The sequence below is a fragment of the Lachnoclostridium phocaeense genome, from assembly GCF_959599685.1.
In the GTDB taxonomy this organism is placed as follows: Bacteria; Bacillota; Clostridia; order Lachnospirales; family Lachnospiraceae; genus Claveliimonas; species Claveliimonas monacensis.
On the sequence record NZ_CAUGIN010000002.1, the window covers coordinates 171,339 to 183,279 of the forward strand.

13 protein-coding genes and 1 pseudogene are annotated in these 11,941 nt (G+C 53.8%); 10 read left to right on the top strand and 4 right to left on the bottom strand.

The annotated features are described in order from the left end of the window. Nucleotides 1–9: 9 nt before the first annotated feature. The 3 genes from Q5911_RS01675 to Q5911_RS01685 all read right to left on the bottom strand — a co-directional run bounded on the left by Q5911_RS01675 (nucleotide 10) and on the right by Q5911_RS01685 (nucleotide 3,056). A complete protein-coding gene (locus Q5911_RS01675) occupies nucleotides 10–384 on the bottom strand; it encodes a heavy-metal-associated domain-containing protein (protein WP_303180481.1) in 375 nt (124 codons plus the stop codon). 252 nt (nucleotides 385–636) lie between these two features. Then, nucleotides 637–2,751, bottom strand: a complete 2,115-nt coding sequence (locus tag Q5911_RS01680; RefSeq protein ID WP_303180483.1) for a heavy metal translocating P-type ATPase — start codon at nucleotides 2,749–2,751, stop codon at nucleotides 637–639. Then, nucleotides 2,748–3,056 (bottom strand): DUF6110 family protein, encoded by a 309-nt coding sequence (locus Q5911_RS01685; protein WP_303180485.1) that lies wholly within the window; start codon nucleotides 3,054–3,056, stop codon nucleotides 2,748–2,750. Before Q5911_RS01685 ends, Q5911_RS01680 begins: the two co-directional genes overlap by 4 nt. A gap of 344 nt (nucleotides 3,057–3,400) precedes the next feature. On the opposite strand from Q5911_RS01685, the gene Q5911_RS01690 reads away from it, so the two are divergent. The 10 genes from Q5911_RS01690 (at nucleotide 3,401) to Q5911_RS01735 (ending at nucleotide 11,866) form a co-directional block, all read left to right on the top strand. Continuing rightward, the gene (locus Q5911_RS01690) at nucleotides 3,401–4,018 is read left to right on the top strand and encodes a TetR/AcrR family transcriptional regulator (RefSeq protein ID WP_301947134.1); all 618 of its coding nucleotides are present in this window, start codon (nucleotides 3,401–3,403) and stop codon (nucleotides 4,016–4,018) included. A 151-nt stretch (nucleotides 4,019–4,169) separates the two neighbouring features. Beyond that, nucleotides 4,170–5,972 (top strand): ABC transporter ATP-binding protein, encoded by a 1,803-nt coding sequence (locus Q5911_RS01695; protein WP_303180488.1) that lies wholly within the window; start codon nucleotides 4,170–4,172, stop codon nucleotides 5,970–5,972. After that, complete coding sequence (locus Q5911_RS01700) at nucleotides 5,973–7,715, top strand: ABC transporter ATP-binding protein (RefSeq protein ID WP_303180489.1); 1,743 nt, start codon at nucleotides 5,973–5,975, stop codon at nucleotides 7,713–7,715. Between the two features lie 204 nt (nucleotides 7,716–7,919). Next, the gene (locus tag Q5911_RS01705) at nucleotides 7,920–8,543 is read left to right on the top strand and encodes a TetR/AcrR family transcriptional regulator (protein ID WP_303180490.1); all 624 of its coding nucleotides are present in this window, start codon (nucleotides 7,920–7,922) and stop codon (nucleotides 8,541–8,543) included. Between the two features lie 73 nt (nucleotides 8,544–8,616). Continuing rightward, nucleotides 8,617–9,198 (top strand): ABC transporter transmembrane domain-containing protein, encoded by a 582-nt coding sequence (locus tag Q5911_RS01710; RefSeq protein WP_303180492.1) that lies wholly within the window; start codon nucleotides 8,617–8,619, stop codon nucleotides 9,196–9,198. An 11-nt stretch (nucleotides 9,199–9,209) separates the two neighbouring features. Beyond that, complete coding sequence (locus Q5911_RS01715; protein WP_303180493.1) at nucleotides 9,210–9,335, top strand: hypothetical protein; 126 nt, start codon at nucleotides 9,210–9,212, stop codon at nucleotides 9,333–9,335. 6 nt (nucleotides 9,336–9,341) lie between these two features. Next, on the top strand, nucleotides 9,342–9,650 hold the full coding sequence (locus tag Q5911_RS01720) for a hypothetical protein (protein WP_303180495.1): 309 nt from the start codon (nucleotides 9,342–9,344) through the stop codon (nucleotides 9,648–9,650). A gap of 55 nt (nucleotides 9,651–9,705) precedes the next feature. Beyond that, nucleotides 9,706–10,227 (top strand): hypothetical protein, encoded by a 522-nt coding sequence (locus Q5911_RS01725; protein ID WP_303180496.1) that lies wholly within the window; start codon nucleotides 9,706–9,708, stop codon nucleotides 10,225–10,227. Nucleotides 10,228–10,268: 41 nt separating this feature from the next. Next, nucleotides 10,269–11,072 carry a class I SAM-dependent methyltransferase gene (locus Q5911_RS01730; protein WP_303180498.1) on the top strand — a complete coding sequence of 268 codons (804 nt, stop codon included), beginning with the start codon at nucleotides 10,269–10,271 and terminating at the stop codon, nucleotides 11,070–11,072. Nucleotides 11,073–11,110: 38 nt separating this feature from the next. After that, nucleotides 11,111–11,866, top strand: a complete 756-nt coding sequence (locus Q5911_RS01735; RefSeq protein ID WP_303180500.1) for a class I SAM-dependent methyltransferase — start codon at nucleotides 11,111–11,113, stop codon at nucleotides 11,864–11,866. 5 nt (nucleotides 11,867–11,871) lie between these two features. On the opposite strand, the pseudogene mobC reads toward Q5911_RS01735, so the two are convergent. Next, nucleotides 11,872–11,940: pseudogene (gene mobC, locus Q5911_RS14890) on the bottom strand (plasmid mobilization relaxosome protein MobC); the annotation flags it as partial. Between the last annotated feature and the right edge of the window lies 1 nt (nucleotide 11,941).

Here is an 11,941-nt window from a genome sequence, read left to right on the forward strand (position 1 = left end):
CTCTCCGCCTTATGCCTGTGAAATTCCAACCACTTCGAAACCAACCTTCTCCACCGCCTGTTTCAGATCGATATCATCCACTGGGCGGTCACAGGCGACTTCTGCGCAGTTGTCCTTCAGGCTCACTTCCGCAGATACCCCGTCTATGGAATTGAGTGCGTTAGTCACGCTGTTGACGCAGTTCTGGCAGTGCATGCCTGAAATACGGATTGTGCGCCGTCCGACCACCGGTCCGTCAAGCGTCTTCTTTTTTGCTTTTTTTGTTTTCACACTGCCGGATCCGCCGCCGCAACAGGCGCCCTCGCCTTTGAAATGTTTGATCGATCCCTTTAGTGCAAAGATCAGGATTATCACAACAACAAGTATAATGATTGCGTCAGCCATAACTATCCCTCCGTCCCATTCGCAATATTTCCATTGTTTTTACAATAGCACCGATAAAAAAATTGATAATATACTTCATTTATTCTTTTTCATGGGTTAGTATACGCTAACTTTAGTTAAAATTCAATAACTCCTATGTTTTTTATTCATCTTATCTGTCAGATTTTTGAGCAACGTGCAGAAAGCGTCCAGCAGAATTCTGGCCTTGTTTAAAAGCTGAATTCTGCCGGACGCCTCATCCCTTTCCGTTTTTTAAGTTGTACTGAGTCTGCCGTCTTCTCTTCCCTCTTTCTCCGGTAAAAGGTTCCCCATGCTCCTTAGGCTGATCAGCAGTGTAGACGTGTTGTGGAGCAGCGCCGAAGTTGTTGGCTGGAGGACTCCGGCAACGCCAAGCACGATCAATCCTGCGTTGACCCCGATGATCTGGTGATAATTTTTCCCGATCCGCTTCATCATCCCGTTGGCGAGACGCTTCAGTATGATCAATTCTCCCAAATCTTCCGCCGCAATGGTAATGTCAGCAATCTCCCTTGCGAGTTCCGCTCCGCCGCTGATGGCAATGCCTGCATCGGCGGCAGACAGCGCCGGGGAATCGTTGATCCCGTCCCCGATCATAATGACCTTGTGTCCCAGCGCTTTCTCCCGCTCCACAAATCCTGCCTTTTCTTCCGGCAGAACCTCTGCATAGTATTCGTCCACGCCGACCCGGTGTGCAACAGAGGCGGCGGTCTTCTCACTATCTCCGGTCATCATAACTGTTTTCCGTATTCCTTCCGCTCTCAGCATGCGGATCATGTCCGCCGCCTCTTCCCGCAGCGGATCTTCGATACAGATTACCGCCGTCAGCTCCTTCTCGATGGCAAGATACAGGTGGGAGTATTCTTCCGGCAGCGCCTCAAATCTTTCCCGGTATTCCGGGCGGACCTTGCATCCTTCATCTTCAAAGACGAAGTGGCAGCTTCCGATCACCACTTTTTTCCCGTCAATATAGGAAGAGATCCCGTGCGCAACGATATACTCTACCTTAGAATGCATTTCCTCATGGGCGAGCCGACGCTTCTTCGCTGCATCCACCACGGCATTTGCCATAGAATGGGGGAAATGTTCCTCCAGACATGCTGCGATCCGAAGGCATTCTTCCTCTGGTTCATCTCCAAACGGGATTACTTCTTTCACCGTGGGCTTTGCTTTTGTTAGCGTCCCGGTCTTGTCAAAGACCACGGTATCCGCTTCTGCGACTGCTTCCAGGAATTTTCCGCCCTTCACAGTGATCCCGTATCCGCCTGCCTCACGGATCGCTGACAATACGGTCAGCGGCATGGCAAGCTTCAATGCGCAGGAGAAGTCCACCATGAGCACGGACAATGCCTTCGTCACGTTTCCGGTCAGGAGCCATACCCCTGCCGTTCCGAACAGGGTATACGGCACCAGCCTGTCGGCCAGGTGCTCCGCCCTGCTCTCCATGGAAGACTTCAGCTTCTCCGAATCTTCGATCATGGCCACGATCTTTTCAAATCTGGTAGAGCCGGAAACTGCCTTTACCAGGACGTCAAGCTCGCCTTCCTCGACCACAGTCCCGGCATAGACGGACTGTCCCGGCACCCTGTGCACAGGCATGGCCTCGCCTGTAAGGGAAACCTGGTTTACCATGCCTTCCCCGCCGGATACTTCTCCGTCAAAGGGGATTACATTCCCCATATGTACGGTCACCACGTCGCCTTTCCTGATCTGGTCTGCCTTTACCAGGATTTCCTGCCCGTCCTGCTTCAGCCAGACCTTTTTCATATTCAGGGACATGCTCCGCGCCAGGTCTCCCACGGATTTTTTATGGGTCCACTCTTCCAGAAGTTCTCCCACCCCCAGGAGAAACATGACCGAACCGGCGGTATTAAAATCCCGCCGAAGGACAGAGACCCCGATCGCCGCCGCGTCCAGAAGCGGGACTTCGATCTTTCTCTTCCGGATGCAGCGCATCCCCGCTTCAAGATATTTCAGCGCCTTGAGCGTCACAAGCCCCGCGCGCAGCGGAGCCGGTATCAGAAGCCTTCCGCCGTAATGCAGAAGTACTTTTGCGATCAGTTTTTCCTTATAGGATGCGTTCAGCGCCCTTCCTGAATTGCGGACAACAGTTTCCGGTGCAGTTACATCTTCATACCTAAAGTTCTTCAGCAGACGGATCAGCCCTGTCCGCTCCCCTGTATAACAGATAACAACGTCTGCGGTGCGTTCATATACTTTGACATCTGTTATATTTTTCTGTCTGTCCAGATACCAGAAAAGAATATCCGCCTCCGCACATGTCATTTTTCCCTGAACGACATGAATGCGGAGACGGCCGCTGATCTCATGCTTTATAATATATTTCATGGACGCTGCGTCGTTCCTTCATCTGAAGGATCCGCACCGTCTTCCTCTGTCTCCTGCACTGCCGCTGCTTCCTTCGCAGCCCTTTCTTCATTGATCTGCTGAGCTTCCGCAAGGATATCCTCCGCATTCTCCTGTACGGTCGTCACTGTTTTCATCACACAGTCCTTTGCGCGCAGCGCAGCCGCCGTACACTCTGTATATACTTTCTTTGCGTCCCTGCTGGATAAGAGCTTTACCCCGGCTGTCCCGAAGAGGACGCCCCCTGCAAATAATCCGATCTTTTTCATCAATGACTCACTGAACATAATATTTTACCTCCTGTCAAAATAATAGCCGCTGGTGAAATCTTTTTCTGCTGGCTGATCACTTATGTCTGTATCCGGTATAAAACACCATTATGAAACAGAATACAGCAGCCCATGCCCAGAATCTGTGCTGTTTCATGTGCCATCCCTTCTTTCTTTTTTTTGCTGATCTTCCATAAATATACCATATCAGCATAGCAATACTGGTTCAGGATAGTCAAACCTAACCCGATTTATTGATAAATCTTCTCATTATTTCAGATAATCGTTGATACACCCTTGACAGCAGCTTAATTTTTTCATAATATAACTTTGTTATATATCACTGTTATACGGAGGCGGATATGGAGGAAAAAACATTACCTACATTAGAGCGGATCCAGCAGGCCGCATTGGACGAATTTTCAGAAAAAGGATTCCTTGGTGCTTCCCTGCGCCAGATCGTAAAACATGCCGGTGTGACCACCGGAGCTTTCTACGGCTACTTTTCCAGCAAGGAAGCGCTGTTTGCATCTATCGTGGAACCCCATGCCGCCGCCCTTATGGGAAGGTTCATGGAAGCCCAGACAGGTTTTGCCGAACTGCCGGAAGAAGAACAGCCACAGCATATGGGCGAAGCTTCCGGGGATTACGTAAACTGGATGGTGGATTATATCTGTGATCACCGGGAACCGGTGAAGCTGCTTTTGTGCAGGGCGGAAGGAACTTCCTATGAACACTTCGTCCATAATATGGTAGAAATCGAGGTGGAATACACACTGAAATATATGGATGTGCTCCGCAGATCAGGCCGGGAAGTCCCTGAGTTAAAGAAATCTCTCTGCCATATCATTGCCAGCGGGATGTTCAGCGGCCTCTTTGAGATCGCAGTACACGACATGCCGCGGGAGCAGGCACTCCGGGATATCACACAGTTCCGCAGCTTCTATACTGCAGGGTGGCTGAAGCTTATGGAAGACTGACTTCTGTATCTTCAGTCTCCCGTTAGTGCGTGATATATAAAATGTCCTGATGATTTTCAGCCCGGACATCTGCAAGGGAATATCCCTTGTTTTTTTACCTATGAGTTAGTTTATTCTAACTAATAAATTTTATCTTTAAGGAGGAAAACCCATGAAAGAAAAAAAGAAAAGCGATGTGGCAGTCCTGCTGGATTACGCAGGGAGCCGCAAAGGCCTGACCTTTCTCGGCCTGTTTTTTTCGGCTGTGTCCATGCTGCTCTCCATGGCGCCTTATATCTGCATCTGGCTGGCAGCGCGGGATCTGATCGCCGTCGCCCCGGACTGGACACAAGCGCATAGTGTCACCCGGTACGGCTGGATGGCTTTTGCCTTTGCATTTGCGGGGATTGCCTTATATTTCGCAGGCCTGATGTGCACCCATCTGGCGGCCTTCCGCACTGCCTCCAATATCCGCAAGCAGGGCGTCGCCCATATGATGAAAGCGCCTCTCGGCTATTTTGACGCCAACGCTTCCGGACTGATCCGGGGACGCCTTGACGCGGCGGCGGCTGACACGGAGACCCTGCTCGCCCACAACCTAGCGGACATCGTGGGAACCATCGTCCTGTTTATCGCCATGGTGGTCCTGATGTTCCTGTTCGACTGGCGGATGGGCCTGGCCTGCCTGCTGGCGGCTGTGATCTCCGTGATCTCCATGTTTACGATGATGGGCGGCAAAAATGCGCAGATCATGGCGGAATACCAGGCTGCGCAGGACCGGATGACCAAGGCTGGCACCGAATATGTGCGCGGTATCCCTGTGGTTAAGATTTTCCAGCAGACTGTCTACTCTTTTAAAGCCTTCCAGGAAGCGATCAACGATTACAGCGAGAAAGCGGAGTATTACCAGGCGGATGTGTGCCGGGTTCCACAGTCCGTAAACTTAACCTTTACGGAAGGCGCTTTCGTCTTCCTTGTACCGGCGGCGCTGTTCCTGGCTCCGGGAGCTCTTGCAGACGGAAGTTTTGCCGGATTTATCACCGATTTCGTCTTCTACGCAGTGTTCTCCGCCATCATCTCCACGGCGCTGGCAAGGATCATGTTCGCCTCCTCCGGTATCATGCTGGCGGGAACAGCTCTGGGAAGGATCAACAAGGTGATGGAAGCCCCGGCGCTCAAAACTCCTGCCGCTCCCAGAAAGCCTCACGGCAACAAGGTAGAGTTTCAGGATGTCAGCTTTACATATGACGGATCGGAAACACCCGCCCTCTCCCATGTCTCCTTCACAGCCAGACCGGGACAGACCATTGCCCTGGTAGGTCCCTCCGGCGGCGGAAAGACCACGGCGGCCAGCCTGATCCCCCGCTTCTGGGACGCTTCTTCCGGTTCTGTGAAAGTAGGCGGCGTGGATGTAAAAGAGATAGATCCTCATGTACTGATGGATCAGGTGGCGTTCGTCTTCCAGAACAACCGGCTTTTTAAGGCGTCGATCCTGGAAAATGTCCGGGCAGCGAGACCGGACGCCTCAAGGGAGCAGGTAAAATCCGCTCTTACAGCCGCACAGTGCCAGGATATCCTTGATAAGCTGCCGGATGGGATGGATACGGTAATCGGTACGGAGGGAACCTACCTCTCCGGCGGCGAGCAGCAGCGCATTGCCCTTGCCCGGGCAATCTTAAAAGGCGCTCCTATCGTCGTCCTAGACGAAGCCACCGCCTTTGCCGACCCGGAGAACGAAGTCCTGATCCAGAAGGCTTTCGCCACTCTGACAGAAGGCCGCACCGTGATCATGATTGCCCACCGCTTATCCACTGTCGTAGGCGCTGACCGAATCATCGTCCTGGATAAAGGACGCATCGCCGAGCAGGGGACTCATGAGGAGCTTGTGACGGCAGATGGTCTGTACGCCCGGATGTGGGCGGACTATAACAGGGCAGTTCGGTGGAAGATTTCCAGTGAAAAGGAGGCGAAGTAAATGTTCAGCAAGAAATTTCAGAGAAAATATGCCCTCACCGATCAAGGGCTGAAAAACACGAAAAAGGGTGCATTCTGGACGGTCATCGTCAATCTGATCGTCATGGGAGGGATGGGCATCCTCTATCTCCTCACAGGCTCCTTCATGGGAACCCTGACAGATGCAAATCCTCTGCCCGCCGCGGCACTTCCCCTCGCCCTGACTGTCCTGTTCCTGGCCTTATCATTCCTCACCCACCTGCAGCAGTACCGGGCCACCTACGGGCTGGTATACAATGAGGTAAAAGCGACCCGCCTTGGCATGGCGGAACGGCTCCGCAGGCTTCCCCTCGGCTACTTCGGGAAGCGGGACCTTGCGGATCTGACCGAAACCCTGATGGGCGACGTCAACCGGATGGAACATGTGTGGTCCCATGTCCTGGGATATCTGTACGGCGCCTATATCTCCACTGCGGTGATTGCCGTATGCCTGGTCTTCTATGACTGGCGGCTGACAATCGCCTGCCTATGGGGTGTGCCGGTGGCTTTCGGTCTCCTGTTCGGCAGCCGGAAAATTACGGCACGAGCCTCTGAGCGTACAAAGGAAGCCGCTCTCCGGGTATCGGACGGGATCCAGGAAGCATTGGAAAACGTGCGGGAGATCCGGGCGACCAATCAGGAAGACCTTTATCTGGAACGCCTGAACCGAAAAATTGATGAACACGAACGGGTCATGACCCGGGGCGAGCTGGGCACCGGCGTCTTTGTCAACGCTGCCAGCGTGATCATGCGCCTGGGAGTGGCGACCACCGTCCTCACCGGAGCCGGCCTGATCCTCTCCGGCCAAATCGATTTCATGCTGTTGTTTTTATTCCTCCTTGTCATCACCCGGATCTATGCCCCCTTTGACCAGAGTCTTGCCCTGATCGCGGAGATGATCATATCGCAGGTGTCCGCTGACCGGATCACAGAACTCTACGAGACCCCTGCCGCCGGAGGGAGCAGCCAGTTTGCCCCGAAGGGACACGATGTCGTTTTTGAGCATGTGGATTTTGCCTATGATGAAAAAGAAGTGCTCCATGACGTAAGCTTTACTGCAAAAGAGGGGGAAGTCACTGCGCTGGTAGGGCCTTCCGGTTTCGGCAAGAGCACCTGCGCAAGGCTTGCCGCCAGGCTGTGGGACGTCACAGGAGGCCGGATCCTCGTGGGCGGCGTAGATATCTCAACGGTAGATCCGGAAGTGCTCCTTACAGACTATTCCATGGTCTTCCAAGATGTGGTACTATTTGACGATACGATCATGGAAAATATCCGCCTTGGAAAACGGGGCGCTACAGATGCGGAAGTGATCGCTGCGGCGCGGGCGGCCAACTGCGAGGAGTTTGTTTCAAGACTCCCCCAGGGATACGATACACCCATCGGCGAGAACGGCGCCAGGCTCTCCGGCGGCGAGCGCCAGCGCATTTCCATTGCCCGGGCACTCTTAAAAGACGCACCCATCCTGCTCCTGGACGAGGCTACGGCGAGCCTGGATGTGGAGAATGAGACAAAGGTACAGGAAGCCCTCTCACGCCTTCTCGCCGGCAAAACTGTTTTAGTCATCGCCCACCGGATGCGCACCGTGGAGGCGGCGGATAAGATCGTCGTACTCTCCGGCGGTCAGGTGGCGGAGAAAGGATCCCCGTCTGACCTGATGAACCGGAATGGTCTCTTCCGCCACATGGTGGAACTGCAAAGGCAGAGCGCCGGATGGAGGCTGAAATAACATACCTATATTCCTATGCGGCCGGAGTCCACACACAGTGGCTCTGGCTGTTTTTAATAAATAGAATTATCCGCTTTTTGTTGTAGTTAGTTGTCACTAACCTATCAAGAAAAATTCTTATCTCTTGACCAAAAAATTCCATCGTGCTATATTGATAATTAGATTATCGGTAATTAAATTATCAAAATGAGAAGGTGATATGTTATGGCAGTGCCAGATCATTCCATTGACCCACGGATTTTTGAGAGCGCTCGGAAAGAATTTCTGGCAAATGGATTTGAAAGGGCTTCCCTCAGGGCTATTTGTGAAGGAGCCGGCGTCACCACCGGGGCGCTGTACAAGCGGTATAAGGGAAAAGAGGATTTGTTCTGCGCCGTAGTAGACCAGACGGTGAAGGATCTGTACGAGGTGGCCCATTCCCGGGGAGACCGTGACCCTGCCGCCATGTCGGACGCAGAACTCATCAAAGGCTGGGATATGGACGGCCCGGACATGATGTGGTGGATGCGTTTTCTCTACGACCGGCATGACGATTTCGTCCTGCTGCTCTCCCGTTCCGACGGAACCCGGTACGCAAATTTTCAGCACGACTGGGTGGCGGTGCTGACAAATGCCACCAGTGCCTTTTTGGCAGAAGCCCAGCGGCGGGGCATCTGCCGGACAGACGTGGGACCGGAAGAGCTGCATATCCTGCTTTCTGCCTTCTGGACCACCATCTATGAGCCGTTTATCCATGGCTTTGACTGGGAGCAGACCGAACAGCACTGCCGCATTGTCTGCAAGCTGTTCAACTGGCATAAGGCTTTGGAATTTCATGTGGAGAAATAGCCCTCAGCAGAGGGCTTTTCTACCGGGCAGCAGTTAGTTTTAACTAATTAAATCATATAAGGAGGTTATAGCTATGTTCAAAAAAGTGTTGGAATATGCGGGCGAGTACCGCAAAACCACCTACGCTTCCATGGCGGTCATGCTCATCGGCATTGTGATGAACGTACTGCCCTTTCTCTTTCTCTATCAGCTCATGGAGCCGCTGCTTTTACACAAAAATGTGGAAGTTTGGTACGTGGCCTGGCGGGTACTGGCCATTGGGACCTGCGGGGTACTGTACGCCCTGTTCTACGTCAAGGGACTGGCCCTCTCCCACCGGGCGGCTTACAAAACCCTGAGAAATCTGCGTTCCTCCCTCCAGGGAAAGCTGGAGCGCCAGCCTCTGGGAACCATTCAGGAAAAGGGCGTGGGAACCCTCAAGAAGATGTTTATTGACGACATCGACTCCATCGAACTATTGTTGGCCCACGCCCTGCCGGAAGGGCTTTCCAATGTGGCGGTGCCGCTGTTCGTCTTTGTCGCCATGTTTTTTGTGGACTGGAAGCTGGCGCTGCTGTCCCTCTGCGCCATGCCTTTGGGCCTCATCGCCATGGGCGCCATGTATAAGGCCGGCACCGGCAAAATGGGGCCTACTACGCTTCCGCCCAGAAGATGAACAACACCATTGTGGAATACATCAACGGCATGGAAGTGGTCAAGGTTTTCAACCGGGACGGCGAATCCTACAAGCGGTTTGAGCAGGATGTGCGGGGCTACCGGGATTTCACGCTGGCCTGGTACAAGGTCTGCTAGCCCTGGATGGCGCTGTATAACAGCATCCTCCCCTGCCTGGCCCTGTTCACTCTGCCCATTGGGGCCTATCTGGTACTTTCCAGCGCTTCCACGCTGCCGGATCTGGCCCTGGTGCTCTGCATGTCCTTCGGCGCTGGGGCGCCGCTGCTGCGGGCGCTGAGCTTGCGGGCTGTGGGAAAGCCGGCGGCTTTTCCATCGGGCCGTGAATGTCTGTTTTCCATCGGCGGAGTGGCCGTTTTCCACATTTCCATAGTGCAAAATCGCAGGATGGCATCAATGGTGCATTGCTTTTTCATGCGGGATAAGATATACTGAATACATATTGGTTAGTTATTGCTAACCTTTTGATTTGCTTACAGGTGAAAGGGGGATGTATGTGAACTGGACGCGCACCATCTTGGACGGGCTCGCCATGGCGGCCTATTTTAACCTGTTCGCCGCGGCGGTGGCGCTGTATAAGCCTCGTCTGATGTTTCCCAGCTATCCGCCCGCCATCATCAAGGCGGCGGAAGAACCTCCAACAAAGGCCGAAAACCGTTTTTACTGGCTTTGGATCTGCTTTGGGGAGTGGATTCCCCTCCTCCTTTATGGTGCGGTCAGCACTGTGGAGGGCGGGACAACAGGATTCTGGCGTCTGGCCCTGACGGGGTATATCCAGTGGATGATCGTCAATGTCTGTGACCTGCTTTTTCTGGACCTTTGGCTGATACAGAAAAAAGCAAAACGCCGGTTTGTCATCCCAGGAACCGAAGGGCACCCAGGCTATGGGTTCAATGCGTGGATGAAAAGCTACGCTCTTCCGGAGCATCTGCTGCAATGGCCGTTGTTCCTCTGCACTTTGATGGCGGCAATACAGGCAGGGCTGGGCTTGATCTTGGCGATGCCGTGGTAGGCAGGATAGTCGTTTGCAATGTTTATAAGGAGGGATATACTATGCCGGAATTCAACGCCGTAGAGAACACTTTGTTCATTCCAATGCTGGGCAGGATCTACGCCAGCGAGCATTTTCAAAACATTTTGTACGATGAAAAGGCCCTGTCGCTGAAAGATGCGCTGCCAAAAAGTCTGGTGGAAACAGGTTCCCAGAACCAATACACCCTGCTGGCTTCTGCTTCCCGTTCCGCCAATATGGACCGATCTATCCGGGACTTCCTCCGCCGCAAACCAGACGGCGTAATTGCGGAACTGGGGTGCGGGTTGGAGACCACCTTTTACAGGAACGACGATGGGCATACCCGCTGGTATGCAGTCGATCTGCCGGATGTAATGGAATATCGAAAGACGCTGCTCCAGGAACCGGAACGGCAGACATACTTTGCCGGCGATGCCTTTTCAGATGGCTGGATCAGGCGGATTCGTATCGATGCCCCGGATGCGCCGGTGCTGGTTACCGTCGGCGGTCTGTTCCACTATTTTGAAGAGAAAACCGTGCTTGTGCTTCTGCGGATGCTGCAAAACTTCGGAAATATGGAGGTCGTGTTCGACAGTGTGAACAAAAGCGGCATGGGTATGCTACGGAAAAAATACATGAAGCAGATGGGCCATGCTGACGCGGGGATGTTTTTCTATGTGGATTCCGCGGCGGAGCTCGCCCGGAAGATTGGCTGCGATGCCCGCGCCATTGCAGAGGAACCCTATTACCGCCATATCGACAAGACCGGGCTGAAGCTCTCCACAAAACTCAGCATGAACGTATCCGACCGGTTTTGTATGGTGAAGATGGTTCATGTAAAGTAAACACGAAGGCTTCAATAAAGCAGGGAGATGATCGTATCATGCAAGACAGAAATTTCCGACAGGCGGTGATCCATCTTGGCGCTCACGGGGAGGACTATGGAAACTGGATGCCGGTTTCTATGCTCCGGCTGGTGGGCGGCTTGGCGGCTTTGGCCGCGGTGCTGGCTGTGCTGTCCTTTGCAGTGTTCCATATCACGGCGCTGGGTGTGGTGTTCGTGATTGCCGCCCTTCTTTTGCTGGCGCTGCTCTTATGGATCACTTGGATCAGGCGGCAGTATGCCTTCGGGAGCGGCGGCATGATGGAGCAGGTCCACCAGGTCGTCCTCTCCCATCTGGATTTTGACGGGCAGGGACAGCTCCTGGATGTGGGGTGCGGTTCCGGGGCTCTATCCATCCGGGCTGCCCTCATCTGGAGGGCGGCCCAGGTGGTGGGCATCGACTATTGGGGCTCGGCCTACGGTTATGGTCAGGCCATGTGCGTGAAAAATGCCGAGAGCGAGGGCGTGGCCGCCCGGTGCCGGTTCCAGCATGGGGATGCCAACAGGCTGGACTTCCCGGATGAGAGCTTCGATGCTGTGGTGAGCAACTATGTCTACCACAACATCACGGGTGCGGACAAGCGGGCCCTGTTGCGGGAGACCCTGCGGGTGCTGAAAAAGGGCGGCGTGTTCGCCCTCAATGATGAGATGAAGCCCCACATGTACGGGGACATGGAGGCCTTCGCCCAAGAGCTGCGGGACATTGGGTATATCTGGTCCATCCTCTCCCGGATCTCCTCCATGTCGGCCTGGTAGGCCGAACCGCCGGCGTTCAGCCGCTTGGCGATCTGGTTGATGTTCCGGCCGATGGCGGAGAGGGCGCGTGTCATC